Origin of the sequence: Massilia cavernae (genome assembly GCF_003590855.1) — a bacterium.
GTDB classification, from domain to species: Bacteria; Pseudomonadota; Gammaproteobacteria; order Burkholderiales; family Burkholderiaceae_D; genus Telluria_A; species Telluria_A cavernae.
The window spans coordinates 1-18663 of record NZ_QYUP01000040.1; the positions used below are offsets into that span (position 1 = coordinate 1).

20 protein-coding genes are annotated in these 18663 nt (G+C 60.1%); 1 reads left to right on the forward strand and 19 read right to left on the reverse strand.

Annotated elements, in window-relative coordinates; genetic code table 11:
* From D3872_RS04075 to D3872_RS04150, 19 genes are all read right to left on the reverse strand, one after another.
* A partial coding sequence (locus tag D3872_RS04075) for an SDR family NAD(P)-dependent oxidoreductase (RefSeq protein ID WP_119809599.1) occupies positions 1-246 on the reverse strand: 246 nt, incomplete at its 3' end.
* A gap of 4 nt (positions 247-250) precedes the next feature.
* On the reverse strand, positions 251-1639 hold the full coding sequence (locus D3872_RS04080; protein ID WP_119809600.1) for a glutamate-1-semialdehyde 2,1-aminomutase: 1389 nt from the start codon (positions 1637-1639) through the stop codon (positions 251-253).
* The gene (locus tag D3872_RS04085; RefSeq protein ID WP_119809601.1) at positions 1636-2301 is read right to left on the reverse strand and encodes an LbetaH domain-containing protein; all 666 of its coding nucleotides are present in this window, start codon (positions 2299-2301) and stop codon (positions 1636-1638) included. The genes D3872_RS04080 and D3872_RS04085 overlap by 4 nt, the downstream gene beginning before the upstream one ends.
* Positions 2301-3077 (reverse strand): imidazole glycerol phosphate synthase subunit HisF, encoded by a 777-nt coding sequence (hisF, locus tag D3872_RS04090; RefSeq protein WP_119809602.1) that lies wholly within the window; start codon positions 3075-3077, stop codon positions 2301-2303. The genes D3872_RS04085 and hisF overlap by 1 nt, the downstream gene beginning before the upstream one ends.
* Complete coding sequence (hisH, locus tag D3872_RS04095; RefSeq protein WP_119809603.1) at positions 3071-3694, reverse strand: imidazole glycerol phosphate synthase subunit HisH; 624 nt, start codon at positions 3692-3694, stop codon at positions 3071-3073. The genes hisF and hisH overlap by 7 nt, the downstream gene beginning before the upstream one ends.
* Positions 3691-4881: an N-acetyl sugar amidotransferase gene (locus D3872_RS04100; protein WP_119809604.1), complete on the reverse strand. Its 1191-nt coding sequence runs from the start codon at positions 4879-4881 to the stop codon at positions 3691-3693. The genes hisH and D3872_RS04100 overlap by 4 nt, the downstream gene beginning before the upstream one ends.
* Before the next feature lie 27 nt (positions 4882-4908).
* Complete coding sequence (locus tag D3872_RS04105) at positions 4909-5655, reverse strand: acylneuraminate cytidylyltransferase family protein (protein WP_119809605.1); 747 nt, start codon at positions 5653-5655, stop codon at positions 4909-4911.
* Positions 5652-6701: a nucleotidyltransferase family protein gene (locus D3872_RS04110; protein ID WP_119809606.1), complete on the reverse strand. Its 1050-nt coding sequence runs from the start codon at positions 6699-6701 to the stop codon at positions 5652-5654. Before D3872_RS04110 ends, D3872_RS04105 begins: the two co-directional genes overlap by 4 nt.
* A gap of 3 nt (positions 6702-6704) precedes the next feature.
* Positions 6705-7349: an acetyltransferase gene (locus tag D3872_RS04115; RefSeq protein ID WP_119809607.1), complete on the reverse strand. Its 645-nt coding sequence runs from the start codon at positions 7347-7349 to the stop codon at positions 6705-6707.
* Entirely contained in the window at positions 7346-8425 is a 1080-nt protein-coding gene (gene neuB / locus D3872_RS04120; protein ID WP_119809608.1) for an N-acetylneuraminate synthase, read from the reverse strand. The genes D3872_RS04115 and neuB overlap by 4 nt, the downstream gene beginning before the upstream one ends.
* Positions 8415-9341 carry a UDP-N-acetylglucosamine 2-epimerase gene (neuC, locus tag D3872_RS04125; protein ID WP_220476877.1) on the reverse strand — a complete coding sequence of 309 codons (927 nt, stop codon included), beginning with the start codon at positions 9339-9341 and terminating at the stop codon, positions 8415-8417. The genes neuB and neuC overlap by 11 nt, the downstream gene beginning before the upstream one ends.
* Positions 9326-9580 carry a UDP-N-acetylglucosamine 2-epimerase gene (locus D3872_RS27675; protein ID WP_220476878.1) on the reverse strand — a complete coding sequence of 85 codons (255 nt, stop codon included), beginning with the start codon at positions 9578-9580 and terminating at the stop codon, positions 9326-9328. The genes neuC and D3872_RS27675 overlap by 16 nt, the downstream gene beginning before the upstream one ends.
* Entirely contained in the window at positions 9580-10713 is a 1134-nt protein-coding gene (locus tag D3872_RS04130) for a LegC family aminotransferase (RefSeq protein WP_119809609.1), read from the reverse strand. The genes D3872_RS27675 and D3872_RS04130 overlap by 1 nt, the downstream gene beginning before the upstream one ends.
* A gap of 39 nt (positions 10714-10752) precedes the next feature.
* Positions 10753-10977, reverse strand: coding sequence for a hypothetical protein (locus D3872_RS26945; RefSeq protein WP_274381684.1), 225 nt, complete (start codon positions 10975-10977; stop codon positions 10753-10755).
* A 53-nt stretch (positions 10978-11030) separates the two neighbouring features.
* Complete coding sequence (locus D3872_RS04135) at positions 11031-11762, reverse strand: SDR family NAD(P)-dependent oxidoreductase (RefSeq protein WP_274381685.1); 732 nt, start codon at positions 11760-11762, stop codon at positions 11031-11033.
* Between the two features lie 41 nt (positions 11763-11803).
* Complete coding sequence (locus D3872_RS04140; RefSeq protein ID WP_229459152.1) at positions 11804-12736, reverse strand: GNVR domain-containing protein; 933 nt, start codon at positions 12734-12736, stop codon at positions 11804-11806.
* Complete coding sequence (locus D3872_RS26295; RefSeq protein WP_229459153.1) at positions 12724-13038, reverse strand: Wzz/FepE/Etk N-terminal domain-containing protein; 315 nt, start codon at positions 13036-13038, stop codon at positions 12724-12726. The genes D3872_RS04140 and D3872_RS26295 overlap by 13 nt, the downstream gene beginning before the upstream one ends.
* Positions 13039-14334: a nucleotide sugar dehydrogenase gene (locus D3872_RS04145; protein WP_119809610.1), complete on the reverse strand. Its 1296-nt coding sequence runs from the start codon at positions 14332-14334 to the stop codon at positions 13039-13041. It abuts the gene before it with no gap.
* A gap of 71 nt (positions 14335-14405) precedes the next feature.
* Positions 14406-16625: a polysaccharide biosynthesis/export family protein gene (locus tag D3872_RS04150; protein WP_119809611.1), complete on the reverse strand. Its 2220-nt coding sequence runs from the start codon at positions 16623-16625 to the stop codon at positions 14406-14408.
* A 777-nt stretch (positions 16626-17402) separates the two neighbouring features.
* Between D3872_RS04150 and D3872_RS04155 the strand changes: the two genes are divergently transcribed.
* A complete protein-coding gene (locus D3872_RS04155) occupies positions 17403-18638 on the forward strand; it encodes a hypothetical protein (RefSeq protein WP_229459154.1) in 1236 nt (411 codons plus the stop codon).
* The last annotated feature ends 25 nt before the right edge of the window (positions 18639-18663 follow it).

The window sequence follows — 18663 nt, forward strand, 5'->3', positions numbered from 1 at the left end:
GCGCTCGAGCACGGCCGCGACACACGTGCGCACCGATTCAGGGTCCGCAACATTGCAGCCGAAACCGGCTGCCTGTCCGCCCAGCTTGTTAGCCACCGCCTGCGCTGCCGCCTGATCGAGGTCAACCACCGCCACCGCAGCGCCCGCGTCTGCAAGGCCAGCGGCGAACTGTTGGCCGAGAATGCCGGCGCCGCCAGTGACGAGGGCGACCTTGCCGTGCATTTCAAATTTGTTCAGTGCACTCATGGGTTCAATTGCGTGGACGGAAAACGGGACGAATGGCAGGACCTTGAAGGAACTTTTCCACGCCGGCGTCGAGCGCTCGGGCGTACACCTCCATGGCCTTGTCAAACGCTTCCATCGTAAGCTGCAACTCGGTCTGGCCGTGTGCCTGGGAGACGGCGATCCACGGCATCATCACCCCTTGCTTCAGCAGTTCCTGCGCAAACAGTGTGCGCAGCGGCAGCGACACCGCGCCGCTACTGTCGCGTGTCACGTAATTGAGCGAAATTGCGGGGCCGTCAATCTGGAAGTACTGAGTGAGGCCGTGCCGTGCCGCCAGTTCGGTCATTCCCGCACGTAGCTGCTTGCCGTAGCTCCACAGGTGGCCGGTGACGTCCTCTTCACGATAAATGCGTGCCGTCTCGATAAAAGCACCAAGGCCGGTCATTTCAGCACCGTGCGTGGTCGATAACAGGAACGTTCGTTCCGTTCCGGGATGGTCGATCGATCCGACTTCCATCACCTCGCGGCGTCCGCCGACAGCAGCAACCGAGAAGCCGTTGGCCATTCCCTTGCCGAACGTGGTCAGATCCGGCTGCACGCCGAAGAATGTTTGCGCTCCTGCAAGGTGCCAGCGGAAACCAGTAATCATTTCATCGAGGATGAACAAGGCACCGCTACTGCGGCACAGCGCCTGTACTTGCTGCAGAAAATTCTGTCCGGTCTTGGAACAGCTCGTGCATGGACGTTCGGGCCAACCGGCCTGCCCTTCGCAACCCGGGACGCACGGCGTGAGGGTGGTTGCGGGCTCGAGCATGACTGCGGCAATTTCGCCCGGGTGCGCGTCTAACAGCGCCCGCAGCGAGCCAATATCGTTGTAGTCGAAAATTAACGTGGCCGATGACTGCTCGGCTGGAATCCCGCGAGTTAGAGGGGTGGTGCCGATGAACCAGTCGTCGAATGAGAAGAACGGCTGTTGCCGCGGTATGCAAACGTAGCGCTTGCCGGTGTAGGCCCGCGCGATCTTGATCGCCGCAGTTGTCACGTTCGAGCCATTCTTCGCGAACTTGACCATGTCGACCGACGGGATCAAGTCAATCAGCGTTTCCGCGGCCGCGAGTTCGGTCATGGTAGCCCGCGTCAAGTTGACGCCTTTCTCCATCTCGGCCACGGCGGCCGCGTTCACGCGGTCGTCGGCATACCCGAGCGTGACGGCACGCAGCGCCATTCCGTAGTCGAGGTAGCGCCGGCCCGTGCTGTCCCACGAATATGCGCCCTTGCCGCGCACGAAAAGCGGTGGCGCAATCGAAGGGAACTGGTCATCGCCGCGCGAATAGGTATGGGCGCCGCCTGGAATCGCGCGGTGCAGCCGTGAGCGCAGCGCTTCAAAATCAGCTTGTTCGGTCAATGGGTTCATGGTTTCCAGATAGGTTGGGTAATGTGACGGGAACGGATGATGTTCTCCCGCGGATTGCCGATATACACGCTGTCGTCCGGCAGGTCACGGTCGAGCAGCAAGGACTCCGCCGCGATACTGCAATAATTGCCGACCTTGCATTCGCCCAGCACCGAGCTGCCCGGACGAAGGGTAAGGTGTGCCCCAAGCGTTGGGTAGATATCATGGTTGCTCCCGATGCCAACCCGCTGGTATACGACCAGATAATCGGAATAGCTTGCGCGCCCGAGCACCGTGCCGAGTGGATGCACGAGCAAAAAGATCGACGGCAGGTCGACTTCGTAATAGATGTCGCAACCATGCAGTGCCTTGTTCAGCAAGAACAGCTTTTTGCATGCCGACGCAGGACCGCCGCTGCGGAACAACTGGCTGGCCAGCAAGTACAGCCACATCGCATACTGGTCGCCGTGCAGGTGGTCAAATACCGCCTTGCTTCCGTCAAAGAAGTACTTGTTGTTGATGCGGGTGAAACAATGTTCGAGCCGGTCGAGCGCCTGCTCGACTGCCGGTAGCAGCGCCGACGCGAGGACGTCATCTCCGTCCGGGAACATGGCGTTGACCTGGCGTGCAGCGAGCGCCGCAAGCCCGGCCGGGGTCAGCGATGAATGCACGCGCGAGGCCATCAGCTATGACTCCCCTTTTGCGCACGCACGCTGACCCCATTTGTCGACAGGTAGGTGCGCACCTTGATCGGGCTGTGATCAGAGAACAGGAACATGCTGCTGATCGTGATCGCTGACGCGCCAGCGTCGAGCGCGTCGCGGCAGTGCTGGAGGGTTCCCGCGCCGCTCGATGCGATCAGCGGTACTTCCAGCTGATCCGCGACCTTGCCGATCATGTCGACATCATACCCAGCCATGGTGCCGTCACGATCGATCGAGCACAGCATGATCTCGCCGGCGTGCGCGTCCTGCATGCGCAGCGCCCACACAAGCGGATCGTGTTCGGTCGGCCGATGTCCGCAAGCGGCCACCACACGCAGCGTGTTGTCCGGGCGCCGCTGGTAATCGATGCCCACCACAATGCACTGGTCACCGAAGCGCGACGCGGCTTGCGTAACGAAGGCGGGATTGTCAATGGCCGAGGTGTTAATGCACACCTTGTCGGCGCCGCTGCTGAGCAACGCTTCGATCTGTTCCAGACTGCGAATACCACCGCCCACGGTGAACGGCATGAACACTTCTTCCGATACCCGTTCGACGATTGATCCGGTGGCCGAACGGCCTTGCAGGGTCGCTTCGATATCGACGAACATCAGCTCGTCGACGCCGTACGCGTCATACACCTTGGCGGTGGAGATCGGATTGCCGGCCTCGCGGAAGTTCTCGTGGAAACGCACGCCCTTGACCAACCGTCCGTTACGCACGAGGAATTTAGGAATGATGCGCTTCTTCAGCATAGCGGTTTCCACTGCACCCAATTCTTGAGCATTGTTAATCCATTGTCCTGGCTTTTTTCAGGATGGAACTGCGCCGCCGTCACATTGCCCGAACGGACCACTGCCGCGACGGGCGAACCGTAGTCGGTAGTGGCGACCAGATCGCCGCGGCGATGGCAGACCATATGAAAGCTATGGACAAAATAAAAGTTCGCTTCGCCAGGCTTGATTCCGTGGAACAGCCAATCGTCTGTCGGAAACTGCAGGGCGTTCCACCCAACGTGCGGCACCTTCAGCGGGCGCTCCACCTCAAGCCGGCGAACGTCGGCGTCAATCCAGCCGAGTCCGCGGTGTTCGCCGTGCTCAACGCTGCTGTTCGCGAAAAGCTGCATGCCAAGGCATATGCCAAGCACAGGCTTTTTCAGTTCCAGTGCCTGACGGTTGAGCACTGGCTGCAAGCCTCGCTGTTCGATCGCGGTCATGGCATCGCCAAATGCGCCCACGCCTGGCAGGACGATGCGGTCGGAATCGTCCAGCTCAGTCGGGTCAGAGGTGATGATCACATCCTCGCCAAGGTATTCAAAGGCGTTGCGCAACGACCTGACGTTGCCCATGCCGTATTCAACAATCGCAATCATACGTACTTCGCGGTACGCCCGCCTTCATCTTTGGCCGCCCCGATCGACTTGTCTACCAGAGTATTGTCCCACTGCGGCATGTCCGGCATCGGCTTGCCAGTCTCGATTGTCGCCGGATCGAAATTCCACGGGTGAACTTGGTGCTTCTGAAGAATCTCGTAAAACTCGGCTTCGGAAATCTGCAGGATATTCAGGAACCAGTCGATTGAGGCCGGACGTTTGCCGTCGTACTCGGCTTCCAGCGCGAGCGCATCTTCACGCGACAGTTCACCGTTGCGGATGTCAATTGTCGCCAGGTGGTTGGTACGACCATATCCGCGCTTGACGAACTTGGCGAAATCACGCATGCCTTGGAACGTGCACTCGATCTTCTCGTAGTCATACGCCGGTGGTACCCCTTCGACCGGCTGACCTTTCCAGCCCAGTTCGCTCTTGATCAGCTCCACCTGTTTCTTGGTGTTCCATTCAATGTAGTTACCCAGACAGATTGACTCGACCTTCAGCTTGATCAGGTCCTTGCGCTTCGGGTAATCGAACATCCACAGGTCACGACGATCGACGCGCCCCTGCAGGAATTCGTACATGTCGTCGGCGGTCATGCCTTGGTTCATCAAGCGGTTGAAGCGCTTCTCGTCGACGACTTCCATCTCCTCGAACGTATACCAGCTGTGATACTCAGCGGTAGATTCGCCCCAGAAAATCAGCGGCGTTTCGAAGCGCAGCGCGATGTGCATCACGCCGGCGTAGATGCCGGTATGGCAATGCCAGCAAAAGTCGCCGCGACGCTTGAGCGACTCGAGCATCAGTTCGCGCACGACATGAAAGCTCGTGGTCAATTCCACTACGTCCACGCCCAACTGCTTGAACACCTTGGTGTTGTTTTCGTCAACCAGCGGACGATAACCCCAGTGATTGTAACGAACCACTAGCGGCTTGAGCTTGAGTTCCTTGACGATGTACCACAGCTGGAAAACGCTGTCCTTACCGCCGCTGTATGGGACTACGCAGTCATAGATTCCAACGCCCTTGTGGCGTGCAATGATTTGCTGCAATTCTTCTCCGCGAGCAACCCAGTCGATTTTTTCCTTCTTGAATTCAACCTGCCGGCATACGCTGCAAACACCGAATTCGTCATAGGTGATGGTGTCGACCGTTTCCTTGGTCAGGCATTTGGTGCATCGTTTCATGTTGACTCCTGAATTTAATAAGTTCGATCAGCGCGCTGACGAAGTGTCCGATGTTTCAAAAAGCGCACGGTGTCCGAGGATTGCCTCGATGCAAATGAAATCGAGCAAATCGTCGACCTCGAATGACTTATGGCGGGGTGTGACGTACGGCAGCGTTCGGCCATGGCAGAATCCGCGCTCGCGGCGCAGCGCTTCCACCGTCGAGGCATACAAACTCCCGTCCAGGCTGAATAGCGGCTCGGTGTCTTGACGGCGCGGCATGCGGCCGAAGCTGGCCACCGCATATGGCGCGATCAACCCATCTTGCGTAACACCCACGGCAAACGAAGGATGGGTCGACACCAACGCGGATACCCCGACAATGGCGTCCGCCCGGTCGCGCTGGCTGACCAGGCTCAAGAGTGCCTTGTCGATGTCAGATGCCTCGGTTAGCGGTGAAGTGGGTTCCAGCAGCAACAAGTAGTCGTAATGCTCGCCGCCGGCCGCGAGCGTATCGATCGCGTGCAGTATGAATTCGATGCTGGGCGCTGTGTCACTGGCCAGTTCAGCGGGACGGATGAACGGCACGTCCGCGCCGGCCGCCCTCGCCAGTTCTGCATAATGGACGTCGTCGGTTGAAATGATGACCCGGTCAACATATTCCGACGCGCGCGCCGCTTCGATTGGCCATGCGAGCAAAGGTTTGCCGTTCAGCGGACGGATGTTCTTGTTGGCCAGCCCTTTCGAGCCGCTGCGTGCAGGCACCAGTGCCAGGACGCGTTTCTGTTCAATCATCGGAATACCTCGTCAAACTCCAGATTCGCACGCTCGAAGTCTGGCAGGCGACCAATGTCGAGCCAGTAACCGTTGATGCGGTGACAGCGAGTTCGCATGCCCTTGCCCACCATCGCCTCGAACAGCGACGGCATATCAAAAAACTGGTTGGCCGGCACCAAGTCAAGCGCGCAAGGCGACAAAACATACATGCCCGAGCTGACCGTGAAGCGCTGGACTGGCTTCTCCTCGATAGACTCGATGTGGCCGTCGCGTTCCATCACCACGCCGAACGGCACCTGCATCTCGTACTCGCGCACGCCCATCGTCGCATCCGCCTCATTGTCGATGTGTTGGTCGACCATGTAGGTGTAGTTTTCCTTGGTCAGCAAGTCGGCGTTGGTAACCACAATAGGCTTGTCCGGCCGCGAGGGCAGCAGACTGAGCGCCCCCGCTGTTCCCAGGCGCTTTTGCTCGCGAAGGTAATGCACGTTCACGCCCAGCTCGGAGCCGTCGCCGAAATGATGTTCGATCTGTTCGGCTTTGTAATTGACCGCCAAGTAAAAATTCCTGAAACCCTGATCAGCGTAGCCACGTACGATCGTTTCAAGCAAAGGCCGGGAGCCGACCTGCAGCATCGGTTTCGGCGTATTGTGGGTTAGCTCGCTCAGCCGGCTACCCAAGCCGCCGGCCATGATGACGACCCATTCGTCGCGCTCAGGCGTATTCAGGAAGTCGTCGACTGTTTCCAGGCCGACCACGATGCCGTCGCGGTCCAGGACCGGCAACTGATGCACGCCGCAGCGCCGCATCTTGACCAGCCTGGCCTGGCGGTCGTCCGACTCGCTGACACACGTTGGCGTAGCGTGCATTACGGCGGTCACCGGCGTGCTCAGGCTACGTCCGTCGAGCAGCGCGCGGCGCGCGTCGCCATCGCTGAGGGTTCCCAGTAGGCGACCGTTGCCATCAACTACGAGCGCTATCTGGCATCCAACCTGGTTAATCGTCTCAAGCGCCATGCGCAGCGATGTCGCAGGTCCGATTAGGGCATTTTTCCAGCTTTTCATTTTTTATCGTTCCAGTTGACGAGCAGGAATGCCGACCAGCACTCCGCTCCCCGAAAAATCCTTGACCACGACTGCACCGGCACCAACCAGGGTGCGCGCGCCGAGCGACACGCCATGGCGCACGGTCGCGCCTGCGCCTACATGGCTGCCCGCGCCCACCCGCACGTCGCCGCATACCACGGCGCGCGGCGCAACATGGCTCCAGGCATCGATGACCGCGTTGTGTTCCACAACGGAGGCGGTATTGATAATGCAGCCGGCCCCTACCGCCGCGCCAGCTTGGATAACGCAGCCGGCCATCACTTGCACTGATTCGCCAAGACAGGCGAAGCGCGAGATAACGGCGGACGGATGGACAACAGGGCAAAAGTGCCACCCCTGGCCTTCCAGCGACTGCTGGACGCGCTGACGCACCTGCGTCGCTTCATTCCCGACGCTGCCCAGTCCGTTTGCCAGCACTACCGTACCCGGGTCGTACTCTGCCAGCACAGCATCGTCGCCGAGCACCGGTAGGCCGCAAAGTTGCTGGCCCCGGCGGCTAGACGATGCGTCGGTAAAGCCCAGCACGACCTGACCTGACGCGAGCAGCGCGTCGGCCACTACGGCGGCGTGGCCACCTGCGCCGATGACGATGATGGGAAAGCTCATGAATCGATCAGCTCGTCGGGTTGATAATCGCGGTTGGCCGCACGCCCAAGCAAGTCCCAAGTATTCATCGGGGAGATGCCGGTTCCCGGGCGTTTGGCGACCAGCATGTCGAGTGTCAACTTTTCGCCTGCCCGGATCGGGCGCGCCGCTACCACGCTGCGCCGTGCAATTGCACGGTTCGGCACCTCGAGCGCGGCTGGTCGTTTCAGGCTGGAGCCGAGCGCCTGCTCGACATTCCGGATAGCCGCGACCAGCTGCGCGAGCTGGGAAGGCTCGAGCGATGCAGCGTGATCCGGGCCGGCCAGCGTACGGTCCAACGTAAAATGCTTTTCGATGACGCGGGCGCCGCGCGCGACCGCGGCAATCGATACCTCAGTGCCAAGCGTGTGATCCGAATAGCCTACCGGCAGGTCGAATGCAGCAGCCATCGTATCCATAGCACGCAGGTTCACTGCCGAAGCCGGAGCGGGATACTGGGTCACGCAATGGAGCAAGGTGACGCGTTCGGCCAGCGCCGCACGGCCCTCCGCGCTGCTGTAAGCAGCGTCGAAATCGTCGCGCCCGACCGGCTCACGGTCGCTCACCAGACCGAAGGCGATCACACCCAACGCCTGCTCAATATCTGCCAGGTTCGACATGCCAGTAGAAACAATCATGTTTTGGCGCAACCGCGCTGCCTGCAGCAGCAACGGACCGCAGGTCAGGTCGCCGGACGGGATCTTGATGGCAGGCATACCCAGCGGTGCAAGCATGGCCAAGCTTTGCTCGTCGAACGCGGTCGACATGAAGCGGATGCCGCGTTTCTGGCAATGGGCCAGCAGTTGTTCATGGTCGGCCGGAGACAATTCGAGGCGCCGCAGCATCTCCAGCTGCGAACCATCGTCCCCGGTGTTGGTAACCTGGTACTCTGCCTTGGCAGCCTGCGCGGTCACCAGCGCCGCCGCCTTGAAGGTCTGGAACTTAACAGCGTCGGCACCGGCGTCAGCGGCAACGTCGACTAATCGCAGGGCGAGTTCAATCGAACCATTGTGGTTGACGCCAGCTTCCGCGATAACTAAAACAGGTTTATGCACCATTCGTTTCTACCATGTGAAAAGTTTTCTTCAAGAACGTCCTGTCGGTCGGTAAGGCGCGCAGCGCCACAACGATGCGCGGTGCGGACATCCCATCGCCGTACGGATTGACTACCTCCGTGCAATCCAGTGTTGACGCCTGATCCAAGGCGGCCGCTATCGCCTCCCGTTGCGGCTCGCAGTGCAGTACAGATGCCGGTGCAGTCCGGCCGCGCTGACGGTCACCTATATTTACGGTAGGAACACGGAACGATGGTGCTTCATACAGGCCGCTCGACGAATTGCCTACCACCGCGTCGACCTGCGCCATCAGGCTCAGGTAGCGCAGCTGTCCGAGCGACGAAAACACATGCACGTTCGACTTCCCAGCCGCCCACTTGTCCAGTTCGATCGCCAGCGTTCGCCCTCCAGTGTCGGCGTTTGGCCGCGTGAACCACAGTACCGTATCGGCGGGCTGGTGCTCCAGCGCTGCTAGAAGTTCCGCTTGCTGGCGTTCGCCGTGGCCTGCTTCCAGCGTAACCGGATGAAACGTGATCAGCAGGTTGCGCTGTCCGAGCTGCGCGCCCAGCGCTTGCTCCAGCGCGGCCCGGTCGAGCAACGACCGCCGGTGCAAGTGATCGAGCCCCGGGCTACCGACCACCTTGATTGAATCAGGATGTTCGCCCAGTTGGCGCACCCGCCGGGCGGATACCGCGTTGGTCACCAGATGCAGGTGCGACATCTTGGTGATCGCATGCCGGATCGACTCGTCGAACGCGCCTTCGGTTGTGTCTCCCCCAGCGATATGGGCAAGGGGAACGCCGTGCAGCATTGCGGCCTGCGATGCCGCAAGGATCTCGAAGCGGTCGCCAAGAACCAGCACGGCGTCCGGCTGCAGCTGCTCGATTGCATCCGACATACCGATCAGGCCAAGCGCCACCGACTTCGCAATGCGCCCGGCGTGTCGCTCGACAGCAGCATCTCAACGCGGCGTGCGATCGGGAACCCATCTCGTTCAATCTCAACCACGGTCATGCCGAACTCAGGCGCCAGGTGCATACCCGTAACGATTAATTGCAGCTCGATATCGGCCGCTTCATGCAGATCATGCAGGACCCAGTAGAGCAATCCATACTCGGCGCGACTACCGGTGACGACCGCAATCTTCTTCAATGCCATTACAGCGCTCCTGTCAGATGCGGACTGCTCGGCAGGTTTATGATGCGCCGCGCGAGATCCTGCGCGACCGGAGTGGGCATCGATTCACATGCCATATACATTGGCAGCGTCGTTAGCAGATTCCACACGGGGCGCGTCATCTGTCCGGCTGCATTGGTCGCCTTCAGGATCGCATCGCGCTGGTCTGCCACTTCCGGGGCAAGCATCAGCGTTTGCAGCCAGTAGTTGGCGCGCGTGCCCTGCCGTTCGGCAAACAGGCGCACCTGCGGCAGGTCGGAAAACGCTTGAGCGTACAGCTCGGTGAGCTTGCGCTTCGAACCGAGAAAGCCGCCCAAACGCTCCAGCTGTGCGCAGCCGAGCGCTGCGTTCAGGTTGGGCATGCGGTAGTTGTAGGCCACTTCGTCGTGGAAGAACTCCCACGCGTGCGGTACCTTGGCGGTTGTGGTTAGGTGCTTGGCGCGCTTCGCCAGTGCGTCGTCGTCGGTAATGATCGCACCGCCGCCACCCGTGGTCACAATCTTATTGCCGTTAAAGCTGAGCATACCGCAACGGCCAAAACGGCCAGTGTGGCGGTCGCCGATCCAACTTCCAAGCGATTCGGCTGCATCCTCCACCAGCGCGATACGATGGCGTGCCGCGAGCTCTACTAGAGCGGGCATGTCGACCGGATGGCCGAACGTATGCATCGGAACGACCGCAGCGATGCGTCGACCCGTGCGCTTGTTGATACAGACATCGCCGACCGATTCCGCTACCCGATCCAGGTAGTCGGACAGGGCAGCGACGTCCAGGCCTAGCGTTGTGGCTTCGCTGTCGACGAAATGCGGGTATGCGCCGCAGTGGCTTACGGCATTCGCCGTCGCGACGAACGACAATGCCGGAATCAGCACTTCTTCGCCAGGCTTGACGCCAACCAGTTGGAGTGCCACTTGCAGGCCCGAGGTGCCGTTGCTGACCACCACCGCGTGGCGCGCGCCAGTGTATTCGGCGAGCTCACGTTCGAATCGGTCGACATAGCCTCCCACCGACGATACCCAGCCGGTATCGATACATTCCTTTACGTACGCGAGTTCATTGCCCGTGAAGCTAGGCTCATGCAGTGCGACCTTCGGGCTGTTGGTTACGCTCTGTATGCGGCAGTGACGGCGTCGGCGAGTAGCATCGCGTTCCCTTTAAATGTTGTAGATGCCGGCTTTGTAGCGGCGCAGATTTTCAGGGCGAGTAAACCAGTCAATCGTCTCCTGTAAGCCAACGGTCAGCCCTTCGATGCCCGGGTATTCCGGCTCCCAACCGGCTAGCGTCTTGGCGCGCGTGTTATCCGCCCATAGACGCTCCACTTCACTGCCGGTCGGCCGCATACGCCGCTCATCCGTGGTGAACGTGACTTCACGTTCCATCAGACGTGCTATGAGCCTAGCCGTGTCGCCAACCGATACCTCGTAATTACTACCTACGTTGACACCTGCCCTACTGCCGCGTCGCTCTCGGCGACGGCGACAAAGCCGCGTACGGTGTCGCGCACGTAGTTAAAGTCGCGGGTTGGGTGGATTGCGCCCAGCTTGATCTCGCCCGCCCCGGCCGCAACCTGGGTAATGATGGTCGGGATGACGGCACGGGCGGACTGCCTTGGTCCATAGGTGTTGAATGGCCTGATCGTCGCGACCGGTGTGTTAAACGAGTGGAAAAAGCTTTGCGCGATCTGATCCGCGCCGATCTTGCTTGCGGAGTATGGCGATTGACCCTGAAGCGGATGTTCTTCCGTGATCGGCACGAACAGCGCGGTACCGTAGACTTCGCTGGTCGACGTATGCACGACGCGCTCGACATCAAACTCGCGGGCGGCCTGGACAACATTGAGCGTGCCCTTGACGTTGGTGTCGATATAGGTATCGGGTGAATGGTAAGAGTACGGGATCGCGATAAGCGCCGCCAGATGCATCACAACGTCGCAGTCTTTCACCGCCGTGCGCACACCGTTAGGGTCACGGATGTCGCCGGCAAACACGTCCAGCGAATCCTTGACGTTTGCATCGGCATCATCGAGCCAGCCCCAGGAATTGAAACTGTTGTATTGGACAAATGCACGCACATTCGCGCCGGCACGAACCAAGTACTCGGTCAGGTGGGAACCGATAAAGCCGTCCGCGCCTGTTACCAGGATTTTTTTGTTTGCGATTTTCATAATTTATTTGGCTCTTAATTCAAAATGTTGGGGAGGGTCAATTACCGGAAGCGTAAGATCGACTTCAGCCGCGCCCACTGGGCGGCATACTCGGGAACTCGCAACATTTTTTCTTTCAGCTCGATAAGCAGGGCAATTCCGCATGTAAGGAGGAATGCCAGCAAGGCGGAAATCACGACCATTTTTGCGCGCGCCGGTTTGACCTTGAGTTCCGGCTCGATCGCGGAGTCGAGTACCTGAACCAGCGCGCTTTCCCTGGCTTCATCCAAGCGTGCCATTTCAAACTGCTTGGCAAGCAGCTCGTACAGCATTTGGTAGTACTTCACGTCGCGCAGCACCTTGATGTTGTCGAGGCCGACCTGCTTGGTTCCCCCGGTCGTCGGCTGCGACGCCAGCGGACGGCCATTCTCGAGCCTGCCCAGCTCCGCCCGCAGGCTGTTGAGTTCTTCACGAACGCGGCGATGTTCCGGGTTGTTCGACGTGACGAACGCTTGCATAGAACTGAGCTGGATTTCCTTCGCCGAAATCTGGCCCCGCACACGGCCAACCATTTCGACGATCGCGCGGCTGTCGCTGTCAACGCTAATCACGCCATGCGTATCGAGTGCGCCCTTAAGCCTCGTTTCGGCGTTCGCCAGTTTAGTCTTGGCGTCCTCCAGCTGGCGGCCAAAAAACATTCGCCGTTGCGACGCATCCGTCAACGCCAGCTCATTAGTGAGTTTTATCAGCGTCGCAACATACGCGTTCGCCATTGGGGCGACCATTTTCCGGTCTTCTCCCTCAACGTCAATGCTGATAATCCCGTCCTTCCCCGAGCTGATAATAGTATTCGTTGCAAGAGTCTTGCGCGCCAACTCAGGCGACTTGGTATCGTATACCTTCATCAGGTCGAACTGTGCGATTAATGCATCGGCAACGGTTCGGCTCCGCAGCATGCCGACGTACAGGTCGTTCGGGTTCTTCAGTCCTGCCAAGCTGCTCGCCATGCCTCCCGCCGCCCCCCCAATTGCGACAACAGTCCCGCTGCACCGGATTGCGCCTGCTGCGGCGGCAACAATTTGACGCCGGCCCGATAGACATTCGGGATCATGAGGCTGATGAGCGCGACGATCACCGCAACCACGAGCGGGAATAGGACGATGAGTTTCCGATGCTTTGCGAGCGAAATTAACAGTGAGATCAGGGGAGACTCGCTGTCATCGAATTGCTCTTCAGGCGCTTTAACTGCGGACGCGTTTTCGTTCATACTTTGAAACTGCTCACTGTTGTCGTACATTTAAAGCCTAAAGACGGTGAAACCGGCGGCATCGGCTTCGGTGCGACCATACAGCGACTTTAGGTCGCCCAGTACTGGTTTGTCGCCGCAACAAAGAGACTTGATCTCTATCGGAGTCAGTGAGCGATACTGCTCGTGGCCCACCGCAACAATTATCGAATCGACAGGGTGCGCGGCGTCAACAGTACCCATGCGAATACCGTATTCATGCTCTACTTCATCCGCATTCGCCCACGGGTCGGCCACTACCACATTAACGCCCCAGGTTTGTAGTTCCCGCACCAGATCAGCAATCTTGCTGTTACGGACATCCGGACAGTTTTCCTTGAAAGTGACTCCCAGAACCCCCACCGTGCTCCGTGCAACGTCAATACCGTTACGCAGCATGAGGCGGATGACATTTCGTGCGGCATAGCGCGCCATATTGTCGTTGATGCGGCGTCCGGCCAGGATGACTTGCGGGTGATAACCGACCTCTTCTGCCTTATGCGTCAGGTAATAAGGATCCACCCCAATGCAATGCCCGCCTACCATACCCGGGCGGAATGGCAGGAAATTCCATTTGCTACCGGCAGCTTCGAGGACGTCGAGTGTGTCGATCCCAAGACGTTCGAAGATAACGGACAACTCGTTGACCAGGGCGATGTTCAAATCGCGCTGCGTGTTCTCGATAACCTTCGCAGCCTCGGCAACTTTCAAGCTCGCCGCCGGAAACGTACCTGCCGTAATAATGCTGGCGTAAAGTTCATCCACCGCTCGAGCGATTTCCGGGGTCGATCCGCTTGTAATCTTTCGAATCTTGGTCAGAGTGTTAACCTTGTCCCCGGGGTTAATGCGCTCAGGGCTATACCCACAGAAGAAATCGTGGTTGAACACCAGCCCGGAACACTTCTCAAGGACGGGCACGCAAACCTCTTCCGTGCAGCCAGGATAGACAGTTGATTCATAAATAACGATGCAGCCAGGGCGCAGCACTTTACCGACCGTCTCGCTGGCTTTGACAAGCGGCGTTAGGTCGGGCCGGTTGGCCTTGTCGATCGGAGTTGGAACCGTGATGATAAAGATCTTGCAATCGTGCAGGTCATCTTGCGTACAGCTATACGAAAGTCGCTCAGCAGCCAGCAGGTCACTTGACGCCACCTCGAGCGTAGTGTCTTTCCCAGATTTCAACTCAGCAATACGCGTCGCGTTAATATCGAAGCCGACGACGTGCCTCTTTTTTCCGAACTCGACAGCCAATGGCAGGCCTACGTAGCCTAGTCCAACAACAGCTATTTTATTATTACTAAGATTCACAAAATCACTCCAAATTCTGAATTGCGCCAGCTTTAGCGGCGCATCTGCCGAGTCCCGAAATCACGCACCGTTTAATCCCTCAACGTCTTGATCGCTGCGGCACCGAGGCCGAAGTTGGCAAAAATCTGCGCCCACTCGCGGGTGCCCTGGGTGAACTTGGTCCAGCGCGTCTCTTTGTCGAACTTCTCAGGAACCACGATGCTGTCACCCGGCATGACTTCCACGCCCCCGAAGCCGCCGAACAGCCAGTTGCCCGTATTGCGCGATACCACGCTTCCGTCCACGCGCAGGATAAAGGCATTGTCAAGGTCGGCATCAGCGGTGGCACCGGCGAGCTTCAGGTAGTCGTTGACCCGGCTGTTCGGACGCCACAGCGGCGACGCCTCGACGTTGACCGCACCGAACACGTGCACGAATTCCGGTTTGGCCGGCACCACCAGGCGGTCGCCGCCTTCCAATTTCAGCTGCGGCAGGCGCGCAAACGACAGCTCGCGCGGATCCAGACCGAAAGCGATGCGCCCGGTAGGCTTCAGCTGACGCAGACGGGCCACTGCGGCTTGCGCAGCCATCAAATCCGCCTCGCGGCGCGCTTCGGCGATCCGAGCATCAGCGGTGCTAGAGCCGCGAATGTTGGCCACCGCCTTCGACTGCTCGCTGCGCAGCTGGTTTTCAAGCCGGCTTGCCGCCTTTTCCAGGTTCGCCTCCTGCTCCTTGCGCACCTGCTCGCGATAGAAGCCCACGCCGAACACATAGGCATTGCGGGTCGGGCCACCAGCCCGCGCCATCAGCTGCTGCAAGGTCTCTCCCGAGCTCATCTGGTACACACCCGGCACATTGACTTCGCCTTCCACGCGCACGAACACGCGGCGCTTGTCCATCGGCACCAGCACGTCCTTCTGCGAGAAGATGGTCACGGTGTCGCCCGGCTGCAGCAGGAGGTTATCGGCGCCGGCCGGGTTGCTGAATACCTTGCCGAGGTTGAACGGCAGCAGGCTCACCGACAGGTCATCGCGGTTGATGCGTTCAACCACCGCGTAATCCCAGTTGATCTCTTCGATCAGGCCGCCGATGCGCGAAGCGATCGTCTCGACGTTTTCGCCAGTGGTTCTCTCGTTCTCGCCCGCGTTCAGCGCGCTGTTCTGGCGCTGGGTCGAGCTGCGGGTGATCAGGTAGTCGCGGCTTGGAATCAGGTCGCTGATGCGCATGCCCGCGCGGAATGGCGCGCGAACCGCCTGATCGACGTTACCGCGCAGGACCACGGCATTCGAAAAGTCCGGCGTGATCGACGTAATGTTCAGCACGTCGCCGTTCTTCAGGGTCTTCTTCAGGCCAGCCTCGTCCAGCGCGAACTGCTCCACGCTGCGCGGGCGGTTCTTGTTGGCGTCGATGCGCTCGAGGAAGGCGCGGCGCGGATCGGCCACTACTGGCAGGCCGCCGGCCACGTCCAGCACCGAGGCGATCGCATCGTTGGCGGAGCGCAGTTCGTAGATCGCCGGGCTATTGACCTTACCGACCAGCGCGACATAGCCGGCCGCCGATGGGATGTAGATAGCGTCGCCGTCCTGCAGCTTTATGTCGGCCGACTTGTCGCCCTTTGCGATGAAAGCATACAGGTCGAGTTCGGCGACCACCTTGCCGGCGCGCTTGACCTGCACGCGGCGCATGCTGCCATTGGCGTTCGGGCCGCCGCTGGCGAACAGCGCGGTCACCAGGGTCGACAGGCTCGACACCGTGTAGGTGCCGGGGCGGTTGGCCTGGCCGACGACGTACACGGTGATGGCACGCAGCTGGCCGAAATTCACGTTGATGCTGACGCCCTTGTACAGCTTGGCGATCTCGGCACGGATGACGCTCTCGGCGTCGCCCGCCTTCACGCCGCCCAGCACGACCGAACCGACCGTCGGGATGGTGATCAGGCCGTTGCGGTCGATGGTGGCGCGGTAATTGATGTCGATGCTGCCCCAGCCGCGGATCAGCAGCTCGTCGCCAGGACCGAGCGGGTATTCGGCCGGCACCGGCGCGTTCAGGATCGGCGCAAAGGTCGATGGCGCGTTGGCGAAGAACTCGGCGCCGAACACGGGCAGGATCTTTCCGGTGCTCTCCTGCAGGAATTTCTGGAACTCGCTGGTCGGGCCAAGGCGGCTGGCGGCGTTAGCGGCGGCCTGCTTACGCTGGTCAAGCTGCTGTTCGGCGCGCTCGCCGGCTTGGTCGCGCGCGGCGGCGGCGTCGACAGCATCGTTGCGGAGGTTCACACGTGGCGAGGGCGCCGGCGGCTGCACCTGCAGGTCCATTACATCGGCCGTTGCGGCGTCTTGCGCATGGGCGGCGCCACCACATAGCACAAAAACGGAGACGAGTACACAGCGTGTAAGTTTAAACATGAGTCAGGTCAGGCATAAGAGAGGTGGACTGGCGCAGTACCAAGGTTGCTGCACTGCGCAATCACCGGAGACAAGATCTTGAGCGTACGAAAAGGCAACAAACTGCAGGGCTGCATAATACCATATGTCAACCTTTCTCGCGAGAATTATGAACATGCATTCGTGCCGCGCGCCCGTTAAGTCATGCCGAATGACGCGAATCCGCTACAGATTGATTGAAAACATCAAGCTTGGCGCGTTATCACCGAGCGCGTTACCTTACTTCTTATTACATATTCACGATTTGTATTCGTTTGGTCATAAACTTGTATATGCAAGGCGACTGAATCCAGGAGCTTACGGAAGCCGGGGACGCTGCCTCCGCACCGAAGCTTGCCACAGGGCCGCTGCAGAGCCGCGCGGCCGTGGTGCTTCACCGCTTAGCCTGTCTCACCTCGCGATGCCCCGCGCGTTACATTTCGCGTATTTTCAAAATATTCTATCGTACCAAATTAACGCAAATAATTGCCTGCTGGCACATTATGAGATATGCATAATCCCGCGCCGATAAATATCCTCCCGACATTATTTCTGCGTGCGACGGTCAATAATTGATTGCGAATGCGCAATAAGAAAAAAATTAATATGTCACAGAATCTACGACAGCCACACGAATCCGGCAACACTCCATATCCGAGGACCGCAACGATGGGCATTTTCGGCCAAAGTATCCTACGCGGCATGCGCGCCCTGCCCGCGTTGATCGCGCTCTGCTGTATTGCAGCAACGCCGACCCCAGCACAAACACGCTCCGAGGTGGAGGCGGCCAAGAACGCGCTCGACCTGAAGCTGTATCAGGCCACCGCCCAGCGCGAAGCCGAAATCCGCAAGGCGACAGCGGAAGCGGAGCGCGCCGAACTGCTGGCCAGGCTGCCGTTGGCCGAATCGAAAGCCCTGCCGGGCACGGTGAACACGGAATCGTTCGGCGCCGCCGGCCTGGTCAAGGCCTTCGACTTGGCGCAGGACCTGGCGACCGAGGTGTGCGCCGCGCTGCCTGCCGGCCGCACCGCCACCATCTACGATCCGGTATCGACGCAGGGAGTGGTCGCCGCGCGCCTCGTCAACGACGGGCTCAGGCACATGGGGGACGACCTGGCACGGCAGAACGACGAACTGCAGAAGTTCATCGACCTGCACGCACCGCAGGCGCCGCCGGTCGCCCGGACCCTGTCACTGGTTGGCCTGGCTGTGGTACCGGCCACCATCAAGTCACTGGCCGATATCGCCGCCCTGTTCCGGACCAATGCCGCCGTTTCGTCGCTTGGCTACGGCGAGGATGCGCGTGCGATGTTCATCACCTCGCTCGCGAAGACCTGCCCTGCCCGGATCGCGGGGCTGGGCCCCGGCTACCTGGGCGAATTCGATCCGGCCGCACACGATAAGCTGATGGCGCGGGTACGGGCGGTGGTCGCGCAAAAATCGGCCTACGCCGGCCGCGTGGCGATCGTTCAGGAGATGGCCGCCAGCGCCAAAGGCGAGGCGAAGAAGGATTTCACTGCCGTCGCGGCGGCAGCCGGCGCGGTGATCAAGGCGGTCGACGCGTTTATCGAGTCGCTCCAGGTGGGCGAGGCGAGCGAGAAAAGCCCCGCCTACAACGCGGCGCGCTACCTCGCCTATGGCGAGCGCACGCGCGGCGCCCTCGTCCTCGATTTCAACCTGCGCCTCGAAGGCATGACGATCATGAAACAGAACCTGTTCACCGGCCAGCACCTGCGCCTGTCGGGTGTGGCGCTGCTGTGGTACCGCCTGCACGAGACCAACGGCACCCTGGTGGCCGCTAATTCAATCCGCAGGATCAGCGCGCCGGTCACGGTCGACCTGCGCGGCGCGGCCGCGGGCAGCGCGTTCTGGGATGCGTCGCCTCCCGGGCCCACGCGCCCTTGACGTATCAAGCGGCGCGCCAGGCATC